Raw genomic sequence first — 24649 nt, 5'->3', positions numbered from 1 at the left:
TTATTGATTTGTACTATAGTCAGTCAATTACCAGAGCTTTTCAGGATATTCTCCGGCATCGATCAGGTTTCTTATTTTGTTAACAACCAATGGCTTGTCTTCCTTGTAAGTAACGCCAAACCAGGGCGAATCAGCTTCCAGTACTTTTATGCTGGCTTCACCATCGCTAATCAGGTCGAACACCACCGAAGGGATAAACATTTCCGACTTTGGTTTTGAAATTTCTGTTTTGAGGAAATCCACAAACCGTTTTTCGAGTGTTTCGAAAACAGTGGGTTTGAAGCCCCATATATTCATCGAGGCACTTTCGTTGCCAGTGAGTGGTTTTTCCGAACCATCTTCTTCTACCGAGTAGGCTGCATCTTCTTTTTTGAAGATTTTAGTGGTTTCTACAATTTTAACGAGGTTGCTATTTTTATCTACTTCACATAGACCACGCGAAACCGACCCGTGGTCAGAAAGGGTGTTTCTAAGCTGGTAACCAACCATTGAATATTCCGAATCTTCAGTTGAAGAAGTCAGGAAATCAGCCATTACTTTGTAGGCATTCTTTCCATAGAAGTCATCAGCATTCAGAGCGCAAAAAGGTTCCTTAACAGCGTCTTTTGCTACGAGGATAGCATGGGCAGTTCCCCAGGGTTTTTCGCGGCCTTCGGGCAATGTATAGCCTTCCGGAAGCATGTCTAACTCTTGGTACACATAGTCAACCTCGATTTTGCCTTCCAGTTTTTTATCAAATTTTTCTTTGAATGCCTCGGCAAAGCTTTCCCTGATAATAAAAACGACTTTGCCAAAACCGGCGCGAATAGCATCGTAAATAGTATAATCAATAATAGCCTCGCCGTTTGGTCCAACTGGCTCAACTTGTTTAAGACCTCCGAAACGGCTGCCCATTCCGGCAGCAAGAATTAATAATGTTGGTTTCATTTTAGTTTGTTATAAGTGATTCATAATCGTAATCCTCATTGGGTGTCAACTTCTTTTCAAAGTTTAACACGAAAGGGATGCATCGGATAAGAATAACACAACTACGAAAGAATAAAAAGTTATCGAAAGTAAAAAATATTTTCGGTAGAGATTTTAAAAATATTAAAAAGATTTATTCTCGTTGTGTTATTATTTTTAAATGTAGGTGTATTTAAATGTACTTTCACCTATTAAATTAGGTACAGTTATTCTTTGTACCAACTGGCATACATACTGTAGGCATTGGCAATTCTGTTTACTTCTCCGTGTAATAGCTCGGGGCTGATGTCTTTTACCTTTTTTGCAGGAATTCCGGCATAAACAGTGCCCGATTCAACAATCGTTCCCTTGGTTACAACCGAACCGGCAGCAACAATCGAGTTGCTTTCAATTACGGCATTGTCAAGAATGACGGCATTCATTCCGATCATTACATTATCATGCAATGTACATCCGTGTATTATTGCTCCGTGCGCAATGGTCACATTGTTGCCAATATTGGTGGGTGACTTCTGGTAAGTGGCATGGATGGTTGCATTATCCTGAATATTGGTGTTGTTGCCAATTTTTATATAATGAACATCTCCGCGCAAAACGGCATTGTACCAAATACTGCAATTGTCACCTATTTCAACATCGCCAATTATGGCCGCTGTTTCTGCTAAAAAACAGTCTTTGCCAAATTTGGGATTCTTTCCTTTTAGTTCTTTAATAAAAGCCATTATCTGTATTGAATTTAAATAGAATACAAAAATACGAAAACCCTAAAACTATCGCATATGTCATCATTCACTTGTTAAATAATGATTACATTTGTTTGTCATTTGATTGATCAACCATCAGCAAAATCGGTTCTGAAATTATGATTTATTAGTTTTAGAGTCGTTTTTTTTATGGAATAAACGAAAGATGGTTTTTTTAGTGTGTGATTGAAATAATCCTTTTTTCTGATGTGTCATTTTAAAAGTAATGTTTGATAAAAGGAGTTTGAAAACAAATACAAGAAGTAATTTTAATCATATGACAAATTGGTAAATCGAACTGGATAAAGAACAAAAATTAATGAAATATGTATTGGCTGGCTAAAATACCTGGTATTTTTGTAAAGTCGGACAACATTCCTACACCTTTAATCAAAAGCAATTTTATTAACAATGAAAGAGACCAAAGTAATTGAGCTGGAAGAAGTTGCGATACGGTTTTCTGGAGATTCCGGAGACGGAATGCAGCTTACCGGAACCTTGTTTTCAGATGCTACAGCGCTTCTTGGAAATGATATTTCAACATTCCCCGACTATCCGTCGGAAATTCGTGCACCCCAAGGTACTGTAGGTGGTGTTTCCGGATTCCAGGTACAGTTTGGGCACAAACAGATAAATACTCCGGGAGATTATGCGCATGTGCTGGTTGCCATGAACCCGGCAGCTGTAAAGGCAAATGCCCGTTTTATGATGCGGGGAGGAACTATTATTTATGACTCTGACGCCTTTAACGAGAAGAACTTGGCAAAGGCCAATTTCAAAACCGATGATCCTTTTGGGGAACTGGGACTGGAAGATTATCCCAAAATTGCGGTCCCAATTACTTCATTGACTCAGGAAGGGCTAAAGGAATTCGGCTTGGATAATAAGAGTATTCTTCGAAGTAAAAATATGTTTGCACTGGGCTTGGTTTGCTGGATGTTTAACCGCCCGCTGGAATTTGTGGATGAATTTATCCGCTCTAAATTCAAGAAAAAACCGGTGGTTGTAGAATCCAATATCAAGGTATTGCACGACGGTTACAACTACGGAATGAATATGCAGCATATGACACCTACTTATCTGGTGCATCCTGCAGAAATCGAAAACGGTACTTACCGTAACGTGAACGGAAACCAGGCAACTGCCTGGGGGCTTTTGGCTGCAGCCGAACGTGCGGGGCTGGAACTGTTTCTTGGTTCTTATCCTATTACACCGGCAACTGATATTCTTTCTGCTTTGTCGGAAAGAAAAGATTTAGGCGTTAAAACCTTTCAGGCAGAAGACGAAATTGCAGGAATTGCTTCGGCAATTGGCGCTGCATTTGCCGGCGATTTGGCCGTTACAACCACATCTGGGCCAGGTTTGGCTTTGAAATCGGAAGCGATTGGCCTGGCTGTTATGGCAGAACTTCCGCTGGTGATTGTAAATGTTCAGCGCGGTGGCCCGTCAACCGGACTTCCGACAAAAACGGAACAGTCGGATCTTTTGCAGGCGCTTTACGGACGTAATGGCGAAAGCCCCGTTGTAGTATTGGCTGCAAGTACGCCTTCCGATTGTTTTTATTATGCCTACATGGCCTCTAAAATAGCTTTGGAACGTATGGTTCCGGTCATCCTTCTCACCGACGGATTTTTAGGGAACGGAAGCGAACCCTGGAAAATTCCGAGTGTAGCTGAATTGCCATCCATCACACCTCGTTTGGCTAAAGATGCAGAAGTATTTCAGCCATACAAAAGAGACGAAAAGACACTGGCGCGCGAGTGGGCTTTCCCGGGTATGAAAGGATTTGAACATCGCATTGGCGGATTGGAAAAGAACGTTACAGGTACGGTTAGTCATGATCCTGAAAACCACCAGGTGAACACCGAGATCCGCGAAGAAAAAGTTCAGCGCGTAGTTGAGCTGGTTCCTGATCTGGAAGTTTGTGGTGATGAAGAAGGCGAAGTATTGGTAGTGGGCTGGGGTGGTACCTATGGTCACCTGATCAGTACCGTTCGCCAGCTACGTCTGGAAGGAAAAGATGTAAGTATGGCGCATTTCAACTATATCAAACCACTGCCAAAGAATACAAAGGAAGTTTTCAGCCGTTTCAAAAAGATTATCGTTTGCGAGCTTAACATGGGACAGTTTGCCGGTTATTTGCGCGATAAAATGCCTGGTTTTAATTACTATCAGGCAAACAAGGTGAAGGGCTTGCCATTTACGGTAAGTGAACTGAAAGAAAGTGTCAACAAATTGCTGGAGGATTAATCATGACTGATCTGAAATACACGATAAAAGATTTTAAAAGCGAAAATGAAATCCGGTGGTGTGCCGGATGTGGTGACTTTGCCATTATAAATGCTGTACAACGCGCAATGGCCGGTTTAGGCATTCCGCGCGAAAAGTTTGCAGTTATTTCGGGTATCGGTTGTTCTTCCCGTTTTCCGTATTATATGAGTACCTATGGTTTTCATACAATTCATGGACGTGCAACAGCTGTTGCTTCGGGGGTAAAAGCTGCCAATCCCGAACTGAGTGTTTGGGTAATGACCGGCGACGGAGACTCGATGGCCATTGGTGGAAACCACTTTATTCACCTGATCCGTCGTAATTTCGATCTGAATGTGGTGGTTTTTAACAACCGCATTTATGGTTTAACAAAGGGGCAGTATTCGCCTACTTCGGAGCGTGGTTTTGTAAGTAAAACTTCGCCATTCGGAACAGTGGAAGACCCATTTGTTCCAGGACAGCTGGTGATCGGTGCGCGCGGAACATTCTTTGGCCGCTCTATCGACGGAAATCTGAAATTAAGCCAGTCGGTTTTAGAAGGAGCTGCTGCTCACAAAGGAACCTCGGTTGTGGAAGTACTGCAAAACTGTGTGATCTTTAATAACGGTATCCATGCAGCCATTACCGATCCGAATCACCGTGCCGACCGTCAGTTGATTCTGGAACATGGCAAGCCAATGCTTTTTGGTGAAGAAAACGACAAAGGGCTGATTTTTGACAAAGGCAAGTTGAAAGTGGTGAAGATTGGCGAAAATGGCGTGAAGGAATCGGATATCCTCGTTCACGACGCCTGTGAAGAAGATCCTACCTTGCATCTGGCATTGATCAACATGAAGTTACCCGATTTTCCGGTGGCTTTTGGTGTGATCAGAAGTGTTTCTGCGCCTGTTTACGATGTGGAGATGGAAGCTCAGATCGAGCAGGTTCAGCAAACCTGTAAAATCAAGAGCGTAGATCAATTGCTACGTTCAGGAAATACTTGGGAAGTAACCGGTAATGAAAACGGTAAAGGCTCAGGTCCCAAATGTCAGTAAGAAAGTTTTAAGATAATAATAGAAGGCTCTGTCGTTTGGCAGGGCCTTTTTTTCGGGGCATACACTCCAATACTAAAAAAGGGCTTACGTAAACGTAAACCCTTTTTCTATTCTGGTAATGTTTGCTTATTCAGCCACAACTTCAAATTCGATCTCAATTTTCACTTCTTTGTGCAATTTGATAACCGCTTTGTGGGTACCCACTTCTTTGATGCTGTCTTCAGGAATAGAGATCTGTTTGCGGTCGATCTCAAATCCTTTTTTGCTAAGCGCTTCCGCCAGCTGGATGGTGTTAACCGAACCAAAGATTTTTCCAGAGGTACTTGTTTTGGCACCGATGGTGATCTTTTTGGCAACAATCTGCTCAGCCAACTTGGTAGCTTCTTCTTTCAGTTTTGCTTCTTTGTGCGCACGTTGTCTGATGTTTTCAGCCAGAATTTTCTTTGCTGATTCAGTGGCAACAATTGCTTTTTTCTGAGGAATCAGAAAGTTACGACCGTAACCGTCTTTCACGCTTACAACGTCGTCTTTGCTTCCTAAACGTTCCACATCTTGTAACAAAATAATTTCCATTTCAAGTCCTCCTTTTTTATTTCAACATGTCGGTTACAAACGGCAGCAATGCAATCTGACGGGCACGTTTAACAGCCTGTCCAACTTTGCGCTGGTATTTCAATGAAGTTCCGGTGATACGACGTGGTAAAATTTTACCTTGTTCGTTCAGGAATTTTTTCAGGAATTCCGGGTCTTTGTAATCAACATATTTGATTCCGTTTTTCTTGAAACGGCAATATTTTTTCTTTTTGATTTCTACTGACGGGGGAGTCAGGTATCTGATTTCACTTTGTGCCATGGTTTAATCCTCCTTTTTTTCTGTTTTTTCTTTCTGAAGTTTTCTTCTCTTCTCGCTGTATGCTACTGCATATTTGTCGAGTCTAACGGTCATGAAACGAATAACGCGCTCATCACGACGGAAATCAGTTTCTAACTTCGTAATAAATACAGGATCGGCTTTAAACTCAAACATGTGATAAAAGCCAGTAGATTTCTTTTGGATTGGGTAAGCCAGTTTTTTCATTCCCCAATCTTCTTCGTGAAGCATCTCACCTCCGTGTTCAGTGATGATGTCCCTGAATTTTTTTACCGCTTCCTTTACCTGTGGCTCAGATAAAACGGGAGTACAAATGAAAACGGTTTCATACTGATTCAACATAATCATCTAATTTTTAAATGTTTAAAAATATTTATCCAATTTTTTGGACGTGCAAAAGTAGAAATAAATTGTTATTTATCAAACACTTTGAGGTTTTTTCGTCGGATAATTACAAACCAACCAACACGTTGCATTTCTCCCTGCCTTTTACCACACATTGTAATATTAAGAAAATGTACCTCTGAATTGACTGTGTGTCTCTGAACTTTTCAATTTAATGGCTGTTTGGTAGAGCGACAAACGTCAGCAAAATCAGAAATACATTGTGGAATGAGACAATTAAGAAAGACCCTTTTGAGTGGCTTCCTGGCTATAATTTCGTTCGTAACTTTTGCCCAAAACAGCAGTTTTGTAGGTGTGGTGAGCGACGAGACCAATAATCAACCACTTGAATATGCCAATGTGGTGGTATATTCTTCGGCCGATTCGTCCATGGTTTCGGGGGGCGTAACCAACAGCACCGGAAATTTCAACATCGGAAAACTAAAGCCGGGGCGCTATTTCCTGCGGGCCCAATTTCTGGGGTATGAAATGAAGGAAACCACGACTTTTGAGTTGAATGATCACCTAAAGATAAATGTGGGAACCATTGTTTTAAATCCAGCAGGTCGCCTGGTAGAAGAAGTGAATGTAACCGGTGCCCGCATCAATACCATCAGTAAAATAGACAAGCAAACATTTAGCGCCGAACAGTTTGAGTCGGCGCGAGGCGGAAATGCCGTGGACGTACTGAAAAATATGCCTTCGGTGGCAGTAAATGCCGGAGGTGACATTACCGTCAGAGGCTCGGGTGGTTTTTTGCTTTTGCTAAACGGAAAGCCCGTTTTAAGCGATGCCCAGTCGGTATTGAGCCAGATCCCAGCCAATGCGATCAAAAACATTGAGCTGATTACTTCTCCATCGGCCAAATACGACCCCGACGGGAAAGTCGGAATTATCAACATCAGTACAAAAAATGCCCGGAACAGCGGATCGGGTGTGATTGTGAACGCCAAATACGGTTTGCCGGGCACCACTGATTTTGGAAACCAGCGCGAAGCCAAACGTTTTGGGGGCGATATAACTTACAGCTATCAAAAAGGGAAGTGGGATATTACCCTGGGCGGAAACTACAACCGGAACGACCTCCAAGGCTACCGTGTTGGGGATATGTGGATTAAGAATCCTGAAAACAATACGATCAATTACATGCCGTCGGAAGGGGAGAGAAGTTTTAATCGTTACGATTATGCGGCCCGGGCATCCGTTCGGTTTCAATTGAATGAATCCAATGTTTTGTCGGCTGGCATTTACACCGGAAAACGTTACCAGGAGCGCGATGCCGATATTTTCTATTCAAACTCGCAATGGACACTGGATACCAACGAAAAGATCTACGATGCACCTTATTACAATGCCAATAAGCAGATCAAACAGGGAACATTTACCCTAGGGAACATTGATTTTACTCACACTTTTGAAGACGAATCGTCGGTAACAGCCTCGGTGCTTTATGAATACGACGACCTGTATGGAAATACACATAACCGCAACCTTACTGCGCCCGGAGGCACCATGCAGCAGTACGTGCAGAATCCGTATAAAAAGCCGATTGAAGGATACCGCCTGAAATTGGATTACGCCAGGAAGATAGGCGAAGGAAAACTGGAGGCTGGTTATCAGTTCCGAAACGATACTCAGGATGGCGTTTTTGATTACAGCATTACGCCGGATGATCCGACTGCTTCTGATGATATGTTTAGCGGAACTGCCTATTCTGAAAATACGATCAACTCGGTGTACAGCCAGTATTCGGCGGGCACTGAAAAGCTGGAGTACATTGTGGGCTTGCGTTACGAATATTCGCGGCGTTCGGTAAAACTATCGTTCGACAACGATCCGCATGTGCTGAAACTTTCCAATTTCTTTCCAACGCTAAATGTTTTGTACCATATTTCGCCCGACTTGAAACTGAAATCGGGAGTTAGCCGGAGAATTCAGCGTTCCACGAATAACCAGTTGAACCCGATTCCGGAGCGCGAACATTCTGAAACGCTCGAAATAGGTGATCCGGATTTAAAACCAGAATTTATAACCCTGGGCGAAGTGGGGCTGGTGAAATCATTTGAGGGCGGAAGTTCTGCTTTTATTACTGTCTACATTCAGTCGAGCAAAGACCCTGTACAGCGCGTAAACAGCGTTTTTAACGATTCAATTCTGAACCGGGTGTATACCAATGTGGAGCGGGGGAGAGCTTTTGGTTTTGAACTGGGGGCCGACCTGCATCCGACACAATGGTGGTCGCTGTTTGTTGGGGGAAACCTTTTCAAACAAACGTACAGAGGCGATCTGAAAATATTGGGAGAACCTGCGATCGACGTAAATAATTCGAAGTGGGTGTATTCGTTCAATGTGAACACAACGTTCGATCTTGGCACTAACACAAGTTTAAATGCCAACGTAAATTACCTCTCGAAACGGCCAACGCCGCAAGGAGAAGATTCGCGCTACCTGATTCCTAATTTATCGTTGAAAAGAACCTTTTTCGACAAACGGCTAACGGCTACGGTTCAGTGGCAAAACATCGATTTGGGAATGAATGAGTCGCACCGTCAGCGCATTTCAACCTGGGGCGAGAATTTCTATACCACCACCAACTATATTTACGAAACCGATTTTGTGGTGCTGAACCTGAGCTACAATCTCAACTGGAAAAACGGAAAGGCAAAACTTCCATCCAGCGAGTTTGGGGATAAGGAGTTTTAGGAGTTAGAAGATAGTAGTCTGAAGTTCGAAGAAATTAAAAGGATCCAATCTATTTAACAAGATTGGATCCTTTTTTTACAAAGTGCGAATTTCAACGAAAAATATCTTCAGACTTCAGACTTCCTGCTTTCAACTTACTCATTGTACCAGTTAATCTTCCGGGTGAAGAACATGGTGAGTGCCAGCACGACAAACAGACCGATGCTTCCGACCAAAAGCGCATAAGTTTCAAGCTGCATCAAAACAAAGATAAAACCGAACGAAAAAGTCAGGATCAGGGTTTGCACAATTGCATTGCCCCAGCTTTTCAGGAATGTGCGGGAGTAGAAAAGCACGAGGGTAATAACAGCAACCGCTGAAATAAGGTAAGCCAGGTTAAACCCGAGTTGTTCGGATATGGAAAGCAGCAGCAAGTAAAAAATCAGCACGGCAAATCCCACTAAAATGTATTGAAAAGGATGTACTTTTTGTTTGGTGATGATCTCGTTTAAAAAGAAGGACAGAAACACAAACAAAATGACCATGATGCCGTATTTGGCCGAGCGCGAACTTTTCTGGTAATGGTCGGCAACGGTAACCAGTTTTACCCCAAAATCAGCATCGGTAACCCGGTATTCGTCGTTTTTCCATAGTTGAGGGAAATTCCGGTTAAAGTTCAGGATTTTCCATTCAGCGGTAAAACCATCCTTGTTGATGTTGTGGTCGGCCGGCAAAAAACTGCCCGTAAATCCCGGATCGTTCCATTGCGATAGCATATTCACCTCGGTGGTCTCTCCCAGTGGCGCAAAATTCAGCGATTCTGAACCTTTTAAATGAAGGGTGAATTGAAAGTTGGCGGGGAAACTTTCTTCGGACAGGGAAGTGAGTGGGAGTGATATTCCGTTATTTCCAATCAGTCGGTTTTCCATCCCGGGAAGAAAGGAAAAAACAGAGTCGTTCCAGCTCAGCTCCACTTTGTCGTTTATTCCGCGCAGGTCGCTGATCGAAACTAGGATTTTAGCCTTCTCCCACAGTACATCGTTTAGCGGAATTTTAAGTGTATTGAAATCGGGTAGTTCAAAGTTACCTCCCACTTTAATGCCCGACTCGTAAACCACTGCTTCGTAAATACTTATTTTTCGTTTTTCAGGGGTGACCTCACTGCCAATTTTGAGCGTTTTGGGCAAAACGTAAGTCTGCCTGACTGTTTCACTGATCTCCTTTCCATCTACATCAAAACTGCGTTCGATGTAAGGAATCATCAAAACCGGTCCACGAACGGTTTGTGCCAGCGACCATTTTTGCATAACGTCCTGTTTGGTAATTTCTGCCGTACCTTGCCGCTCACCGATCAGTCCCAGGATCATAAATTTAGGAATGAGCAAGGCAATTGTGATGGCGCCGATAATAAACACTTTCAAAGTGATCTGCCAATTAACCGATTTTTGTTTTTCCTGTAAGAATTCTTTTGCTTCCATGTTGTTTGTATTTTATGAGTTATTCAAAGAACTTTGAAATTCAAAGTATATAGGTAAAAAAATTATAGTTGTTTCAATATTTCTTCCAATGCCTGCAAATGACTCTCAAATGCAGCTGCCCCCGAAGGAGTAATTTCATAATTGGTGTTGGGTTTTCGGTTTATAAAGCTTTTGTTTACGGCGATGTAGCCAGCACTTTCCAGCGCTTTCAGGTGGCTTGCCAGGTTGCCATCAGTCACTTCCAGTACCTCTTTTAGCTGGTTAAAAGAAGCCCGTGAATTGACCGACAGTACCGACATAATTCCCAGCCGGATCTTGTTGTCAAAAGCTTTGTTTAAATTTTGAAAACTGGTTTTCACGGCTTAGTTTTTTGATGGGTGTTCGTACCTGAAATACATCAGCGTTCCGTAAATTATGTGCATCAATCCAAATCCAAGTGCCCAGAAAAGCAAGCCCCAGGCGGGGACCAAAGCTGCCAGTATCCCGAGCGATACCTGGAAAATGCCAAGGTAAAAAATCTCCTGGCGGGTGAATTTGGCCGCATTTACAAGTGCCAGTCCGTAGAAAATCAAACAGCCGGGAGCAACAATTTCAGAAACGCCCTTGAATATGAATATCAGTATCAGCAAACCACCACTTACCAGCGGAATGGCGAGGTTGAGCAGCATTAACCGCGATCCCGGGTTCCATATTTTTTTACCTGTTTTACTGGCTCTTTTGTAGGTGAGTAATACAACGGTAATAAGTGAAACCACCAGCACCGTTACGGCAATAAAAAGCATTAACGAAATAATTTCTGTTGAACCGCTATATTCCATTGTTTGCGGAGTGGTTATTTTCAGGTAGAAAATGATGGCTCCCGCTAATGCATAAATTCCTATCAATATGCCGGATAAACCGCTGAGTGATAAAAAACGGCTCGAATCTTCCATCATTTTGCGGATTTCCTTAATCTCCGCAAGGTAATTTTCTGTGGTTTTCATATTCTTGAAAGTACTTTGAATTTCAAAGTAAGTGAATTGGAATCGAATTTCAAAGCAGATCAACGGAAATTTTCAATGAAATGGAAAAGCCTAGATCAAAAACTGAAACAAATCCGGGTTGTCATTCAGGTATTCGTATACAAAACCGTTTTCTTCCATGCGCTGGATAAGGCCGTTCAGGTCTTCTTTTTTCTGTAGTTCAATCCCGATCATGGCCGGGCCTTTTTCTCGGTTGGTTTTCTTCGAATATTCAAAATGGGTAATATCGTCGTTGGGGCCGAGCACCACGTCCACAAAGGTTTTTAAGGCTCCGGCACGTTGCGGGAAGCGTACGATAAAATAATGTTTCAGGCCTTCGTACAAGAGCGAGCGCTCCTTGATTTCCTCGGTGCGGGTGATGTCGTTGTTACTGCCGCTTACGATGCAAACCACGTTTTTGCCTTTTATCTCATCCCTGAAATAGTCGAGCGCAGCAATGGAAAGTGCACCGGCAGGCTCAATCACAATGGCATCGCGGTTGTACAGCTCCAGTATTTTGGTACAGATTTTCCCTTCAGGAACCGACTGAACTTTATCAAGCACTTCTTTGCAGATTTCAAATGTTAGGTTGCCCACACGCTGTACTGCCGCACCATCCACAAACTTGTCTATTTTTTCGAGTGTTACCACCTGTCCTGCATCGAGCGATTTTTGCATCGAAGGTGCCCCGGCAGGCTCCACTCCGATGATTTTCGTGTTCGGACTTATTTGTTTGAAATAAGCGCCAACACCGGCTGCCAGTCCGCCGCCACCAATGGGTATAAAAACAAAGTCGATGTCTTCTTTTGTATCCTGAAGAATCTCAAGCGCAACCGTACCCTGGCCTTCAATAATCTCGCGATCATCAAACGGGTGGATAAAAGCCATTCCTGTTTTCTGGCAGTCGGCCAGTGCGAGGTTGTGTGCGTCGTCGTAAGTGTCACCAATCAGGATCACTTCCACATTTTCTTTTCCAAACATTTGTACTTGTCGTACCTTTTGTTTGGGAGTAGTGGTTGGCATGTAAATTTTTCCTTTAATGCCCAATTTACTGCACGAATAGGCCACACCCTGCGCATGATTTCCTGCGCTCGCACATACCACGCCTTTCTTACGCTCATCAGCCGACAGCTTGGCAATTTTGTTGTAAGCACCCCTGATTTTGTAGGAACGCACCTGCTGCAAGTCTTCGCGTTTCAGGTAAATGGTTGCCTGAAACTCTTCCGAAAGATTTAAATTAAGCTGAAGAGGCGTTTGAAGGATGATATCGCTGATACGGCGTTTGGCGCGGGTTATACTTTGTATCTGCGGAAAATATTTATCGGATGCCATTTTATCTTTTTTGCAAAGATAACCATCAATTGTTAATGGTTGGTTCAACTGGCCCCGATGAATGATAATTTGATAAACTACGTTATGGGAGGCTATCAGTAATTTAACCGGATTCTTCGTGAATATTTAAGGAGGAGTTTTTTACGGGGTAATCGTATTCTATCTTCTAGCTTTTTCAAGTTGTTGCCGCCCCAAAACAGTCGTTACAGAAACAAAAATGATCCATACAGAAATACCGTCGATAAAAAAGATTTCGGCAATACCGTTTAACCCGTTGCTTAATAACAAATAAGCCATTATCAGAATTACCAGCCCCAGGATGCAAATACCTGTTATGCCGATAAGAGGCAATCTTTTTAAAATGGCTACCTGAAATGTCATTATCAGTGTTGGGACCGACAGAAAAACAACCACCGCGAGTACGTTGTGTAAAAACCGCTGTAACGAAGGGGCTAAATTATGCCAACTGTATGGTTGAATGTTATGTGGAACAAAGGCAAGAAGTGCGAGGGAAGCAAAAGTATAAGTAATGATGCGCATTAAGCGCGCGTGTTTGCCAAGGTTGTAATATTTTGTAAGTAGCCAGAAAAATGCATAAAGAAGGATTGCCATGGTAAAAAGCAACAGAGTGTACCCCCTTTCAAATTCTTTCCCGTATAAACTTTTGTTGCTTAAAAAACTGAGTGTTTGTTCGCTAATGTTGATGTCTACATGTTGTAACGATTTTTTTACCGCATCGGGCAAAAGACCAACGGTAATATAACCAATCAACAGTATTCCGAATTTTATCCAGTTCATGCTAAATCCGATTTTCCATCCAGTTTTATTCTAACAAATTAATTATTCCGAAATTCTTAAACTTTGTTATGACGTAAAACAACTCAAACAACCTGTAGTGCAACCATAAAATTATAAGTATTGATCAGACTTAAAAGAAAAATTCCGGGATTTTTTAGCCTCAGTACGATTTCTGTGGCCAAAAAGTCCCGGAATAATCTCTATTCTGGCTTATTGCTAATAAACAACCGATTCGGGGCGGTCTTCCGCTTTGCTGCCAAAATCTTTGTTCGGTGTATTACCCATGGTAAAAACCAGTTCGCCACCAGCTTGCAGTTGCTTGTGGGTAACGTATGTTTTTGTGTACGGCTCTCCGTTCAGGGTAACCGATTGAATGTACAGGTTTTCCTTGCTGTTGTTTTTGGTTGAAAGGGTGAAGGTTTTTCCTTCAGGGAAAGAAAGTTCCACGGTGTCGAACAGCGGACTGCCAAAAACATAAGCTCCGTTGGCCGGGTTAACCGGGTAGAAACCAATCGATGAAAGCACATACCAGGCCGACATCTGGCCACAGTCTTCGTTTCCGCACAAGCCGTCAGGTTGGTCGGTGTACATAGTGGTGCAGATTTCGCGTACTTTCTCGGCGGTTTTCCATTGTGCGCCGGCGTAAGTGTACAGGTAAGTGGTGTGGTGACTGGGTTCGTTGCCATGGGCATACTGGCCAATCAACCCCGAAATATCGTTGGAAGCACCTTCAACCTGTTCCGAAGAAATGCTGAATAAGCTATCGAGTTTGGCGAGAAAGGCTTCTTCACCACCTTGCAGTTGAATCAGTCCTTCCGGGTTTTGCGGCACCAACCAGGTATATTGCCAGCTGTTGCCTTCGCAGAAATCGTCGCTGCGGTGCTGCGAAGAAATAGGATCGAATGGTGTACGCCAGTTTCCGTCGGATAATTTTCCGCGCATAAATTTACTGGCCGGGTCGAAATAATTCCGGTAATATTCAGCACGTTTCGAGAACAGTTCGTAATCTTCTGTTTTGCCCATAGCTTTGGCCATGGCAGCAATGCACCAGTCGTCGATGGCGTATTCCAGTCCCATGGCAACCGATTCAACCATTTTATCAGCCGGAATATAACCCAGTTCTTTTACATAATCCAAACCGCGTTCATCCAGAAGCGCCGAAGTTTTCATGGCATGAAAAGCTTTTTCGGCATCAAATCCGCGGAATCCTTTCAGGTAAGCATCTGCAATCACCGGAACCGAATGGTAACCTACCATGGTGTTCGTTTCATTTCCCCACAGGTGCCACACCGGAAGCTTGCCTTGTTGCTCGAAAGCCGCAAGCAGCGAATTCACAAAGTCATCCACCCGTTCGGGTTGAAAAATAGTGAAAAGCGGGTGAGCCGCACGGTAGGTATCCCATAGCGAGAATATGGTATAGTTTTTAAATCCGGGGTTGGTATAAACTTCTTTGTCGGTGCCCCTGTAATCACCGTTCGTATCGTCGAAAAGAGAAGGGGCGATCATGGTGTGGTAAAGCGACGTGTAAAAAGTTTTTTTATCAGCGATACTTGCTGTTTCAATTTTGATTTTGCCCAATTCCGCGTTCCATTTTTCGGTAGCAGCTTTTTGCGTACTTTCAAAATTCCAGTCGTTGAGTTCGGCTACGAGGTTGCCTTTGGCATTTTCAGTACTTACTGGCGAAATAGCTGTTTTCACCATTAGTACGCCATTGCCTTCAAACTCAACAAGAGCCGTTATCTGGCCTTTTTCTGAATCAGACCTTACTACTTCAAAGTTTACAATGGGTTTTGAGAATTCAGTATGAAAAAACACGCGCTGATCAGCAGCCCAGCCTTTTGAAAATCTCAGCCCGGCAATGCTCTGGTCGCCTGTTTGCGTTAGTTCTCCTTTTTGAATGGCATCCCATCCTGTTCCGTATTTCAGGTCGATCAGCACTTTTGAATTGCCTTCTCCTTTGAAATCGTATTTATGGAAACCAACGCGCTCTGTAGCTGTTAATTCTGCTTTTACCTTGTAGCGGTCGATGTCGATAGAATAATAACCCGGTTGAACGCTTTCGTTGGCGTGTGTATATTTTGCCTGCCATTCGTACTGGTTTTCACCATCAAAATTGGGCGTGTAATCACCCGAAAGCGGCATGAAAAGTACGTCGCCCAGATCGCCGATACCGGTTCCGCTCAGCTGAGTGTGGGCAAAGCCAATGAGCAGCGAGTCGGAATAGTGGTAACCCGAACACCAGTCCCAGCCCTGTGTGGGGTTATTGGGGCCCAGTTGCACCGCACCAAACGGAACGCTGGCTCCTACAAACACGTGGCCGTGGTAATCACTTCCGATCATCGGATCTACAAAAGTTGTGAAATCGGTTGGCTCTTCCTGCTGCACTGTTTTTTCGCTGTTACACGCGCCTAAAAACAAAAGGGCGAGAGCAATTGCTAAATTGAAAAATAGTCTCATAATATGTAATTATTAAGTTATTGTTGGTTGCTTTAATGTATAACCTCCAGAATGCCGCCTTTCACAAGGTCGGCGTGGTTTAAAAAGAACGATTTTTGTGACTTTTCGTTCCATTTTATGCTTTTTATTTTTGATTCCGGATTTCCGCTTTGGCGAATAATAATTTCCTTGCCCGGATAGAAGTTTTGATCCAGTTTTATTTTTACCTCTTCAAAAACGGGGGAGGAAACAGCATAATTCATATCGCCAGGAATAACCGGGTAAATTCCCAACATGGCATATACCACCCAGGCCGACATGGTTCCGGTGTCGTCGTTTCCGGGAAGCCCGCCGGGAGTGTTTTTGAAATAGGTGGCGATCAAGCGGCGAACTTCTTTTTGCGTGCGCCATTCTTCGCCTTTCACATAGTTAAAAAGCCAGGGATAATGAATATCCGGTTCGTTGGTCATATCAAAATTTCCTTCGTCGAAGGTGGCTTGCAATTTCTTTACAAAGTTTTTCTTTCCGCCGTTGAGTTCGATCATTCCTTTTACATCGTGCTGGGCGCAAAAGTTGTATTGATAGGCATTTCCTTCGTGAAAACCCGGGCTGGGTTCGAAATTCTCGCCCTGTTTTGGGTCGAAATCAGGCAGGAAATCACCGTTCTCCAGCTTGGGTCGTACAATCCCAAATTCAGGGTCGTAATAATTTTTCCAGCTTTTCGATTGATTCAGGAAACGTTCGTAATCGGCTGTCTTTCCCAAGTCTTTTGCGAGCTGTGCCAGGTTCCAGTCGGCGATGTAATATTCGAGTGCATGCGAAACCGAGTTGTCGTATTGTGCTTTTATTGGCACATAGCCCAGCGAAATGTAGTCGTCAATGTCGGGCCGTATTTTATTGTCTTTGCCGGGAGTGGTGGCCGATTTATGCATTCCTTCGTAGGCTTTCTCCACATCAAAATTCCGGATGCCGCGGAACCAGGTATCCACAATCACCGGAATCACCGGATCGCCTTCCATTACGTGGGTTTCGGTGCTGTTTAGTTCCCAGCGGGGTAGCCAGCCACTTTCGTCGTACATCTCGATCAGCGAATTGACCATGTTCAGTTGTTGCTCCGGAAAAGCAAGGCTAAAAAACGGGTGCAGGTTACGGTAGGTATCCCACAACGAAAACACCGTGTAGCGTTCGCCGTTTTCACGTTGTTTTATTTCGAACGATTCCATGGCCGGATACTGGCCGTTTACATCGCTCAGAATATTCGGATGAATTTGCATGTGGTACAGTGCGGTATAGAAAACAGTTTTCTGATCGTCCGTTCCACCTTTTACCGTAATGGTTGAAAGCGCTTTGTTCCATCTCTCCTCTGCTTGTTTCCGGGTGGTTTCAAAATCGAACCGATTGGATTCCGCATTTAGGTTCTGCCGGGCATTATCGATGCTGACATACGAAACGCCAACTTCTACCAAAATCTGTTCGTTTTCTTTTGTATTGAACGAAAACCAGGCACCAATGCTGTCGCCGGTCATTTCTGCCCGGTAGTTTTTGTAGTATTTAAATTTGTTGCTTGTGGCTGACCACGAAGCTTCTGCGCCCATTTTTGGCATTTTTTTCCAGGCGCCCAACTCTTCAGCAGCCTTGCTGAAACGCGCCACAAAATAAACCGGACGTTCGGTACCGTCGTTGTAGCAGAAAGTACCCGTCATGCGCGAACCCTCCACTTCCCGATCGTTCACAATCCGTAACGAAGCGCCGCTTTCGTTGGTGAGCCCGTTTCCGAGGTCGATCAAAATGTTGGATTGCCCGGCCGGAAAGGTAAAACGACTGATCCCGCTTCGCTCGGTGGCAGATACTTCTGTTAAAATATCATACTTGTTCAGAAAAGTAGAATAGTAGCCGGGATGTGCGATCTGTTCACTCATTTCGGATCCATATTCACGGAAATCGGCATTTAGTTTTCCGGTAGTTGGCATAAGCAAAATTACGCCCAGTTCGGGACAGCCCACGCCGCTCAGGTTTACATGCGAGTACCCGGTAAAATACTTGTTGTCCCAGGAATAAGGCGTCGACCACCAACCAGTGTCTTTATCGCGTTTGTTCAGTTCCGAATCTCCGGCAACGTTAAAAGGGACCACCGAAACCATTCCGCGGGGAACAATTGCTCCCGGATTGGTGGTACCGTAGTTGGTACTGCCGATAAAGGGATTTACCCAATCAACCGGTTCTTGAGCCATACAAATTGAGGCTGAAAAAACGGTCAATAGCAGGTATAGGAACTTAATTCTTAGTTGATGCGGCATTTTTTATATTGTTAAAAGTTTTTAAAAAAATTTACAAAGGGTAAATATATATCATTAATTTTAGGTCACTCAATATGAACTTAAACTTTTTACTATGATCCGTTATTTTTTCCCTTTTCTGATTTTTGGGATTTTGTTCGGATGTGGTTCCGGAAAACAGGTTTCCAATACTCCCGAAAGCCCAAAGTTACATATCATGGCTTATTACTTTCCGCGTGAAGAATTTGATGTAAATCAACTGCAACTGGAGAAATTGACTCATTTGATTTTTAGTTTCAGCTATGTTATCAATGGCGAAATGGCGTTTAAGAACGAATTGTCGGATATGCGCCTGAAACAACTGGTGGCCGAGAAAGAAAAATATCCGAATCTGAAAGTGATGGTTGCCTGCGGAGGCTGGGGGGCCGATGGTTTCTCGGATGCTGCTTTTACCGACGAAAGCCGTGCTAAATTTATCCAAAGCACGGTTGATTTTGTGGAGAAATACCACTTGGATGGAATTGATATCGACTGGGAATACCCGACAATACCAGCGGAAGGAACCAAAGCACGCCCGGAAGACAAACAGAATTTCACGAAGTTAATTCGGGGGCTCAGGGAAGCACTCGATAAAATAGATCGTCCTCAAATACTGACTTTTGCAGCTGCAGGTTGGAAGAATTATTTTGACTACATCGAGTTGAACGAGGTAATGAAACACGTTGACCACATTAACCTGATGACGTATGATCAGGCAGGTGGTGGAAATAAATTTACGCAACATCATACAGCATTGGGGCGTGTTGCGTTAGATGACTTGACCGGGACACCGTTGGGTGAGGAAATGAAAAACCGCACTCTGGAAGAAGGGGAGGAGCCTACTTTGTGGGAGCCTCAATCGGCAGAGGGGGTTGTCGATTTTTGCCTGGAACGGGGAGTGGATCCAAAGAAAATAGTGATTGGTGCGGCTTTCTATGGTAAGGGATGGAAAGGTGTTTCTCAGCAGAATAACGGCTTGTACCAGTCGAACAAAGGCCCGGCGCGTGGAGGAAACTACCGGCGGCTTCAGGAAGAGTTTATCGATCAGAACGGATTTGAAAGACATTGGGATTCGCTCGCAAAGGCTCCGTTTCTTTATAACCCAACCGACAGTATTTTTATCACCTACGACGATCCTGAGTCGGTAGCACTTAAAACGCAGTTTGCTTTGGATAAAAAGCTAGGAGGTATTATGTTCTGGGAGTTGGGCGGAGATACGTATCAGCCCGGTGGTTTGCTGGATGCCATTTTTGAGGCGGCGGTTTCGGAATGATTTGGAGTAGATGACTGAAATGTCTTTTGAAATACCTTGTGTCTCTTCTATTTTAAGCGTCAAATAACATTTACCTTCTCCGGTGACGAGAAATTGTTATTTTTACACATGAAGGAGATTGATAGATGGCAGATTATTCAATACTATATTCCTATTTCGAACACATCAACCGAAAACCTCTGATGGACGAGGAACGGGAGGAGATCACCCGCTTTTTCAAAAAAAGTACTTTTCGAAAAAAAACGATGATCATGAAGGCAGGGGAGGCTAATACTCTGCATTACTACATAGAAAAGGGGCTGCTGCGAATGTACATTATTGATCAGAGCGGGAAGGAATTCAACATCCTTTTTGCCCGCGAACGTCAGTGGATTGGAGACCTGGGAACGCCTGCCGAAACGCCTTATTTTATTGAAACGGTGGAAAATAGCAAGGTTTATTCCATTTCTGAAGAGAACTTCCATATTTTGTACAAAAGGTATATCAGCCTTGCCAATTATATCCGGAAATCCTATGTTTTTCTGCAAAAGCGATTTGTTTCCATTTTATCGAAGACGGCAGAGGAGAATTACGAAGAGCTGGTGAACGAACATCCCGATTTGATTCAGCGTCTTCCGCAATACCAAATTTCATCTTACCTGGGAGTAACACCTGTTTTTTTGAGTAAAATACTCGCGAAACGATCAAAAAAAGACTAAAAAGTATTTTTCTTAAACTAGTTTATTTTTTTGCACAACCATCGGTAGTATGTTTGCAGTGAAATTAAGATTAGAAACTAAAATTTAAGAAAAATGAAAAAAATTAGTGGACTTTTAGGAATAGCATTATTAATTGCTCTAGTAGCGGTAACAGGACAGAAAGCTGTTGCGCAGTCAGCATTAAAAGTTGATACCAAAACCAGTAAGGTTTACTGGAATGCCAAAAAGGTGACAGGTGAGCATTCAGGGCTTCTTTCGGTTGCTGACGGAACTGTTTACGTGCAGGATGAGAAAATTACAGGAGCATCCATTAACCTGGATATGAACACGATTGACTGTACTGATTTGGAAGGTGAATGGAAAGACAAACTGATCGGCCACCTGAAATCAGATGACTTCTTTTCGGTAGAGAAACATCCGAAAGCAACCTTTGCGATTAAATCGGTAACGAAGGACGGAGCTCAGCACAAAGTGGTGGGAGACTTGACAATCAAAGGTATCAAACACGAAATTTCGTTCCCGGCTGAAGTAAAAGTGGAAGGAGATAAACTTACTGCCAACGGAACAGCTACCGTTGATCGTACCAAATACGACATTCGTTATGGTTCAGGTAAATTTTTCGAAGGTTTGGGCGATAAAATGATCTACGATACTTTCGACATCCGTTTCGAACTGGTAGCTTCTTCTTCAGCAGAAGTTTCCAAACCTTAATTCCGCCGAAACTACGTTCTGAATGGGTGACAGAGTTGTTTCCCGGGAATGTAGATTAGAAAATGGTTCCTTACCGGTAAGTGGTGATCGCAAATGCAGCGATCGCCGAAACCGGCCGAGGAAAAGCAAAAGGGAACGACTTTTATTTCGGAGAAGGATTGTTACAGAAAAGCCATAAAAATACAGATCATGAAAACAATGTTGCACAAGGCAGAAACAAGGGGAAGCGCCAATCATGGTTGGTTGGATACGCACCATACGTTTAGTTTTGCCAATTATTACGATCCGGAACGTGTTCACTTTGGCGCATTGAGAGTTTTAAACGATGATTCGATAGCTGGTGGTGGTGGTTTTGGCATGCACCCGCATGATAACATGGAAATTATAACTATTCCGCTCGAAGGCGATTTGCGCCATCGTGACAATATGGGAAACGAAGAGGTAATTCGAGAAGGCGATGTTCAGGTAATGAGTGCCGGAACAGGTGTTTTTCACAGCGAATTCAACCACAGCCAGGAAAAAAAAGTAGAACTCCTGCAAATCTGGGTTTTTCCCAACAAGAAAAACGTTCAGCCGCGATACGATCAGATTTCGGTTCGAGACATATTTAAAAGCAACGAATTTTACCAGGTTCTTTCTCCCGATTCTGAAGACCCGGGAGTTTGGATACACCAGGATGCCTGGTTTAGCCTTGGTTCGTTCGACAAAGGGAAAACCGGTTCTTATCATTTGAAGAAAGACGGAAACGGAGTTTATGCTTTTGTTATTGAAGGAGATGTTACCATTAACGGGCAGGCTCTTAATCGGAGAGACGGACTTGGAATGTGGGAGGTAAGCGAACTTGAATTAATGGCTGACACCGATGCTCGGGTTTTGTTAATGGAGGTACCCATGTTTAATTAGAGATACTTTGGGCAAAACCGAAGTATTCAGACAAGCATAAGAAATAGAATTTCAATGAAGATACAATGAAGTTGTATCCAAAAAGAAAGCCGGCTTAAACCGGCTTTCTTTTTTATGTTGCGATGTCTTTTAACAATCACTTCCTTTTCCTTCAGCTTGCTGTTTGAACCAGCTTAGTGGGTGAGAAGTCGGACGCTCGATCGGCATACCGTAAATGCGGTCGTTAACCAACGAAGCCAAAACTCCGAGTGCACGTGATACACCAAACATTACCGTATAGAATGTATATTCCTTAATGCCATAATGATACAATAATGAACCACTGTAAGCATCTACATTGGGCCATGGATTTTTGATTTTTCCAACAGAACCCAAAATTGGTGGAACCACACGGTACAACTGGTTGACCAGGTTTACCAACGGATCGTTTTTGATGTATTTGTTGGCAAATTCTTCCTGAGCGGTAAAACGCGGGTCTGTTTTACGCAATACAGCGTGTCCGTATCCCGGAATTACACGGCCTTCTTCCAGCGTTCTTTTGCAATAATCAGAAACCTGCTCATCGGTTGGAGCATCGGTCCCCAAAGCTTCGATCATTTCAAAAATCCAGAAAATCACGTCCTGGTTGGCAAAACCATGCAAGGGGCCGGCCAATCCGGTCATCGCAGCTGCATAGGCATAATACGGGTTGCTTAGTGCAGAACCTACCAAGTGTGCGGTATGTGCTGATACGTTTCCTCCTTCGTGATCGGCATGGATGATCATATAGAGACGGAACAATCTGCGGATATCTTCCGAGTTAAATCCCATCATATGCGCCAGGTTACCTGCCCAGTCGAGACGTGGGTTAGGTTCAATGTGATCGCTGTTATGGAACTGGCGGCGGTAAATGTAGGCTGCAATGCGCGGAAGACGTGCAATCAGGTTCATAACGTCTTCGTAAGTAGCATCCCAGTAAAATTTCTTGTTTACACCGGCCCTGTATGCTTTCTGGAAAATAGATTCCGTAGCCATCGATAAAATAGCCGCACTAAACTGGGTCATCGGTTTCGATGTTTTAGGCAGTGCATCAATCACGTCGAAAACGTGTTGTGGCACGTGTGCCCGGGTTGCCCAGTCAATCGAAAGGTTGAGGGCATCTTCCTGCGACGGAATTTCGCCAATCAACATCAGGTAAAACAAACCTTCGGGTAGTGGTTCACCTTCGGGATTCATTTTGGGCAGTTTCTGCTGTAATTCAGGAATGGAGTATCCTTTGAAACGGATGCCTTCTTCCGGGTCGAGTTTCGATGTATCGGTTACCAACAGAGGTATTCCTTTCATCCCTGTCAATACCTGGCCAAGCGTAACCTGACCGAGCACCACATCGGCATGTTCTTTTTTCAAGCGTTGGAACTCGGCTGAGCACTTACTTGCTTTCTGGTAAAATCTGTACTTAATGTATTCCATCTGTTTATTGTATTTGTTTGATTATTATTGATCAATGCATATTTTTAATGATTTCATCCGCAAACTCGGAGGTAGTTAGCAGCGTAGCACCTTCCATCTGAGAATGCAGGTCGGATGTTACCTTTCGTTTGGCAAACACGTGCTCCATGGCATCGTAAACATGTTCTGCAGCTTCGTCCCAGCCAAGGTATTCCAACATCATCACTCCCGAAAGGATCAACGAACCGGGGTTGGCTTTTCCTGTACCTGCGATATTCGGTGCGGTTCCGTGAGTGGCTTCAAAAATGGCATAACCACTGTGGTAGTTGATGTTTGCACCGGGAGAAATTCCGATACCACCAACCATTGCGGCCAATTGGTCGGAAATGTAGTCTCCGTTCAGGTTCATAGTGGCAATTACCGAGTGGTCCCAAGGGTGCAGCAACGATTCCTGCAAAAAGGCGTCGGTGATGCAATCTTTTACGATCACTTTTCCGTCTTTTTTGGCTTCATCCAGCGCCTTGTCGGCATCCAGCTGACCTTTTTCTTCCCTGATCTTTTCGTACTGACGCCAGGTAAAAGTCTGCAATTTGAATTCCGTTTCCGCCAAGTCGTAACTCCAGTTCTTGAAGGCTCCTTCCGTAAACTTCATGATGTTTCCTTTGTGAACGATCGTCACCGAAGGTAGTTTTCGCAGAATGGCGTATTCAATGGCTGCTTTGGTTAAACGCACTGAACCGTCTTTCGAAATAGGTTTTACCCCAAAAGAAGAACTCTCGGGAAAGCGGATTTTGTCCACACCCATTTCGTTGATCAGGAAATCACGAAATTTTTTGCTCTTTTCGTTTCCCGCCATATATTCGATGCCGGCATAAATATCCTCGGTGTTTTCGCGGAAAATATGCATGTCAACCATCGAAGGATAACGAATGGGAGAGGGCACGCCTTTGAACCAACGCACGGGGCGCAGACAAACATACAAATCCAGTGTTTGGCGGAGGGCAACGTTCAGCGAACGAATTCCTTCTCCAACCGGTGTTTGAAGCGGACCTTTAATCCCAACCAAATGTTCCTTAAAAGCATCCAGTGTTTCCTGCGGAAGATAATTTCCGGTTTCCTTGTAGGCTTTTTCGCCGGCCAGCACCTCTTTCCAGATCAGTCGTTTTTCGTCGCCATAGGCTTTGGCAACCGCTGCATCCAGTACCCTTTGCGAGGGGCCTGTAATGTCTTTGCCAATACCGTCTCCTTCAATAAACGGAATCACCGGCTGGTCAGGCACAAAAAGCTTCCCGTTGATTATTTTGGTTTTATTTGTCATCAATTAC

Annotated in this window: 21 protein-coding genes; 7 read left to right on the top strand and 14 right to left on the bottom strand. The window is 43.7% G+C overall.

Annotated elements, in window-relative coordinates; all coding sequences use genetic code 11:
* Positions 1 to 27: 27 nt before the first annotated feature.
* Entirely contained in the window at positions 28 to 927 is a 900-nt protein-coding gene (locus INQ51_RS07475) for an NDP-sugar synthase (protein ID WP_233377316.1), read from the bottom strand.
* Positions 928 to 1172: 245 nt separating this feature from the next.
* Positions 1173 to 1688 carry a gamma carbonic anhydrase family protein gene (locus INQ51_RS07470; protein ID WP_233377315.1) on the bottom strand — a complete coding sequence of 172 codons (516 nt, stop codon included), beginning with the start codon at positions 1686 to 1688 and terminating at the stop codon, positions 1173 to 1175.
* A gap of 432 nt (positions 1689 to 2120) precedes the next feature.
* On the opposite strand from INQ51_RS07470, the gene INQ51_RS07465 reads away from it, so the two are divergent.
* A complete protein-coding gene (locus INQ51_RS07465) occupies positions 2121 to 3959 on the top strand; it encodes a 2-oxoacid:acceptor oxidoreductase subunit alpha (protein WP_233377313.1) in 1839 nt (612 codons plus the stop codon).
* Positions 3960 to 3961: 2 nt separating this feature from the next.
* A complete protein-coding gene (locus INQ51_RS07460; RefSeq protein WP_233377312.1) occupies positions 3962 to 5014 on the top strand; it encodes a 2-oxoacid:ferredoxin oxidoreductase subunit beta in 1053 nt (350 codons plus the stop codon).
* A gap of 126 nt (positions 5015 to 5140) precedes the next feature.
* Here INQ51_RS07460 and rplI read toward each other — a convergent pair whose 3' ends face one another.
* From rplI to rpsF, 3 genes are read right to left on the bottom strand one after another with little or no spacing between them, the layout of a single operon-like run.
* A complete protein-coding gene (rplI, locus tag INQ51_RS07455) occupies positions 5141 to 5587 on the bottom strand; it encodes a 50S ribosomal protein L9 (protein ID WP_233377311.1) in 447 nt (148 codons plus the stop codon).
* Positions 5588 to 5603: 16 nt separating this feature from the next.
* Positions 5604 to 5867, bottom strand: coding sequence for a 30S ribosomal protein S18 (gene rpsR, locus INQ51_RS07450; RefSeq protein WP_119436245.1), 264 nt, complete (start codon positions 5865 to 5867; stop codon positions 5604 to 5606).
* A 3-nt stretch (positions 5868 to 5870) separates the two neighbouring features.
* Positions 5871 to 6227: a 30S ribosomal protein S6 gene (rpsF, locus tag INQ51_RS07445; RefSeq protein WP_119436361.1), complete on the bottom strand. Its 357-nt coding sequence runs from the start codon at positions 6225 to 6227 to the stop codon at positions 5871 to 5873.
* A gap of 270 nt (positions 6228 to 6497) precedes the next feature.
* On the opposite strand from rpsF, the gene INQ51_RS07440 reads away from it, so the two are divergent.
* The gene (locus INQ51_RS07440; protein ID WP_233377309.1) at positions 6498 to 8972 is read left to right on the top strand and encodes an outer membrane beta-barrel family protein; all 2475 of its coding nucleotides are present in this window, start codon (positions 6498 to 6500) and stop codon (positions 8970 to 8972) included.
* A gap of 134 nt (positions 8973 to 9106) precedes the next feature.
* Here INQ51_RS07440 and creD read toward each other — a convergent pair whose 3' ends face one another.
* The 7 genes from creD to INQ51_RS07405 form a co-directional block, all read right to left on the bottom strand.
* Complete coding sequence (creD, locus tag INQ51_RS07435) at positions 9107 to 10429, bottom strand: cell envelope integrity protein CreD (protein WP_233377308.1); 1323 nt, start codon at positions 10427 to 10429, stop codon at positions 9107 to 9109.
* Positions 10430 to 10491: 62 nt separating this feature from the next.
* Positions 10492 to 10788, bottom strand: a complete 297-nt coding sequence (locus tag INQ51_RS07430; RefSeq protein ID WP_119436248.1) for a winged helix-turn-helix domain-containing protein — start codon at positions 10786 to 10788, stop codon at positions 10492 to 10494.
* 3 nt (positions 10789 to 10791) lie between these two features.
* Complete coding sequence (locus tag INQ51_RS07425) at positions 10792 to 11412, bottom strand: hypothetical protein (RefSeq protein WP_233377307.1); 621 nt, start codon at positions 11410 to 11412, stop codon at positions 10792 to 10794.
* Positions 11413 to 11502: 90 nt separating this feature from the next.
* Positions 11503 to 12762: a threonine ammonia-lyase gene (gene ilvA / locus INQ51_RS07420; RefSeq protein WP_233377305.1), complete on the bottom strand. Its 1260-nt coding sequence runs from the start codon at positions 12760 to 12762 to the stop codon at positions 11503 to 11505.
* Positions 12763 to 12921: 159 nt separating this feature from the next.
* The gene (locus tag INQ51_RS07415; RefSeq protein ID WP_233377303.1) at positions 12922 to 13560 is read right to left on the bottom strand and encodes a DUF998 domain-containing protein; all 639 of its coding nucleotides are present in this window, start codon (positions 13558 to 13560) and stop codon (positions 12922 to 12924) included.
* Between the two features lie 216 nt (positions 13561 to 13776).
* Entirely contained in the window at positions 13777 to 16017 is a 2241-nt protein-coding gene (locus INQ51_RS07410; RefSeq protein WP_233377302.1) for a GH92 family glycosyl hydrolase, read from the bottom strand.
* 32 nt (positions 16018 to 16049) lie between these two features.
* Positions 16050 to 18293, bottom strand: coding sequence for a GH92 family glycosyl hydrolase (locus tag INQ51_RS07405; protein WP_262909888.1), 2244 nt, complete (start codon positions 18291 to 18293; stop codon positions 16050 to 16052).
* A 94-nt stretch (positions 18294 to 18387) separates the two neighbouring features.
* On the opposite strand from INQ51_RS07405, the gene INQ51_RS07400 reads away from it, so the two are divergent.
* The 4 genes from INQ51_RS07400 to INQ51_RS07385 all read left to right on the top strand — a co-directional run bounded on the left by INQ51_RS07400 (position 18388) and on the right by INQ51_RS07385 (position 21896).
* Positions 18388 to 19584, top strand: a complete 1197-nt coding sequence (locus tag INQ51_RS07400) for a glycoside hydrolase family 18 protein (RefSeq protein ID WP_233377299.1) — start codon at positions 18388 to 18390, stop codon at positions 19582 to 19584.
* 125 nt (positions 19585 to 19709) lie between these two features.
* Positions 19710 to 20282 carry a Crp/Fnr family transcriptional regulator gene (locus INQ51_RS07395; protein ID WP_233377298.1) on the top strand — a complete coding sequence of 191 codons (573 nt, stop codon included), beginning with the start codon at positions 19710 to 19712 and terminating at the stop codon, positions 20280 to 20282.
* Between the two features lie 93 nt (positions 20283 to 20375).
* Positions 20376 to 20993 carry a YceI family protein gene (locus INQ51_RS07390; RefSeq protein WP_233377296.1) on the top strand — a complete coding sequence of 206 codons (618 nt, stop codon included), beginning with the start codon at positions 20376 to 20378 and terminating at the stop codon, positions 20991 to 20993.
* Between the two features lie 189 nt (positions 20994 to 21182).
* Positions 21183 to 21896 (top strand): pirin family protein, encoded by a 714-nt coding sequence (locus tag INQ51_RS07385; RefSeq protein WP_233377295.1) that lies wholly within the window; start codon positions 21183 to 21185, stop codon positions 21894 to 21896.
* A 129-nt stretch (positions 21897 to 22025) separates the two neighbouring features.
* Here the strand turns inward: INQ51_RS07385 and INQ51_RS07380 are convergent, their stop codons facing one another.
* Together INQ51_RS07380 and icd are read right to left on the bottom strand one after the other, a co-directional pair.
* Positions 22026 to 23345 (bottom strand): citrate (Si)-synthase, encoded by a 1320-nt coding sequence (locus tag INQ51_RS07380; protein ID WP_233377293.1) that lies wholly within the window; start codon positions 23343 to 23345, stop codon positions 22026 to 22028.
* Positions 23346 to 23376: 31 nt separating this feature from the next.
* Positions 23377 to 24642, bottom strand: coding sequence for an NADP-dependent isocitrate dehydrogenase (gene icd, locus INQ51_RS07375; protein ID WP_233377291.1), 1266 nt, complete (start codon positions 24640 to 24642; stop codon positions 23377 to 23379).
* Positions 24643 to 24649 lie beyond the last annotated feature (7 nt).

This window comes from Maribellus sp. CM-23 (assembly GCF_021354595.1).
In the GTDB taxonomy this organism is placed as follows: Bacteria; Bacteroidota; Bacteroidia; order Bacteroidales; family Prolixibacteraceae; genus Draconibacterium.
Note: the sequence above shows the minus strand (reverse complement) of the source record. Positions and strands in the feature narration are given on the sequence as shown.